Consider the following 1,404-nt stretch of genomic DNA (forward strand, 5'->3'; position numbering starts at 1 on the left):
AGGTCAGAAAGCGTGGCGGATACCGAAGTCGTAGCCGGTCGCGTTCTTGGCCTGGTAGCCCTGTCCGGTGGTGAGGAAGGTATTGGTGAAGCCCGGCGTGCCGATCACGAAGGTACTGTTGGCGTTGAAGGCAGCGCCGTTCTTGTTCTTGATGTAGGCCGCGGTGGCGTAGAGCGCCGTGCGCCTGGACAGGTTGTACACGTAGCCGAGGGCGAACTTGTCAGCCTTCGGGTCCGGCGGAATCAACGCAGCAGCGACCGTAGGGGCCGAGGTGTAGTTCAGCTTGACGTGCGACCAGGCCGCGCGGATCAGGCCCGGGCCGATCGGGACGGTTGCGCCGAGCAGATAGCCATCGCCCTTGAAGTCACCCGTGCCGATGAGCGGCGGGTTCACGTAGTCGAACACGTTCTTCACGCGCGCCACTTCACCGAACAGCTTCACGATGCCGAAGTCGTACGAAGCGCCCAGGTTGGCCGTCTTGACCTTGGTGGTTTCACCCAGGAAGTAATTGTCGCCGGTGACGCTTTCGCCATAGGAGGCAGCGACGTCCAACCCGCCCTTGGCATAGCCGAATCGGCCCCCGGCGTAGCGGCCGGTGCGGCTCTTGTTCAGGGGCGTGGCCGGAGTGGTGAGGCCCGGGTCGTACTTGATCTGCTCATTGAATGCGTACATCACCTGGCCGTAGAAGCCGCCCAGGTTGGGCGGCAGGATGTAGCCGACCGAATTGCTGGCGCGGATGTAGTTGGCGTTCGAGAACAGGCCACGGTCGACGCCGGTCGCGCTGACCGTGCGGGGGCCCACGCTCATCGTTGCAATCAGGTTGGTGCCCACGCCGTTGACGCCGAAGGGATCGAAGATGCCGTCGTTCCAGAACGTGGGCGTGTAGTCGCGGCCCAGGCGCAGTTCACCGAAGGCGCCCGACAGGCTCACGGTCGAGCGACGGCCAAAGGTCGAGGCGCCGACCACACCGTCGTCGTTGGTCATGGGCGATTCGAGCCAGAAGCTCGCGGCCAGACCGCCGCCGAGGTCTTCCGTGCCACGGAAGCCGAGGCGACTGTTGTTGTAGTTGCCGCTGGTCAGGGCCCACTGGCTTTGCTTCAGGTCTCCCGTGCCAACGAAATTCAGCACGGGAGCGCCGGGAACTCCGACGAACTTGCTGGTCGTCTGGTAGTAGCTGATGCCCGCGTCGACTACACCGAACAGCGTGACAGAGGACTGGGCCAGGGCAGTACCTGAAGCAGCCAGGGTGGCCAGAGCGGCCAGGGATTTATTCATTTACCCGTCTCCAATACTATTTGTAAGACTCTGCGCGCAGGACCACCACCGTCCATTCGGGAAGTAGACGCTCTTGCACGAGACACAGGCAAGGTGTTTACTCCGAATCACGACAATCTCGAACGCTTT

Annotated in this window: 1 protein-coding gene; it reads right to left on the reverse strand. The window is 62.7% G+C overall.

Going from position 1 to position 1,404, the window contains the following annotated elements:
* Positions 1-3: 3 nt before the first annotated feature.
* Positions 4-1,275, reverse strand: a complete 1,272-nt coding sequence (locus WKW80_RS37165; protein ID WP_340368556.1) for a porin — start codon at positions 1,273-1,275, stop codon at positions 4-6.
* Between the last annotated feature and the right edge of the window lie 129 nt (positions 1,276-1,404).

The organism is Variovorax humicola, from assembly GCF_037889915.1.
GTDB classification, from domain to species: domain Bacteria; phylum Pseudomonadota; class Gammaproteobacteria; order Burkholderiales; family Burkholderiaceae_C; genus Variovorax; species Variovorax humicola.

Excerpts from the sequence above, each read along its gene's own strand:
- WKW80_RS37165 (WP_340368556.1), bottom strand. The coding sequence starts at position 1,275 with ATGAATAAATCCCTGGCCGCTCTGGCCACCCTGGCTGCTTCAGGTACT.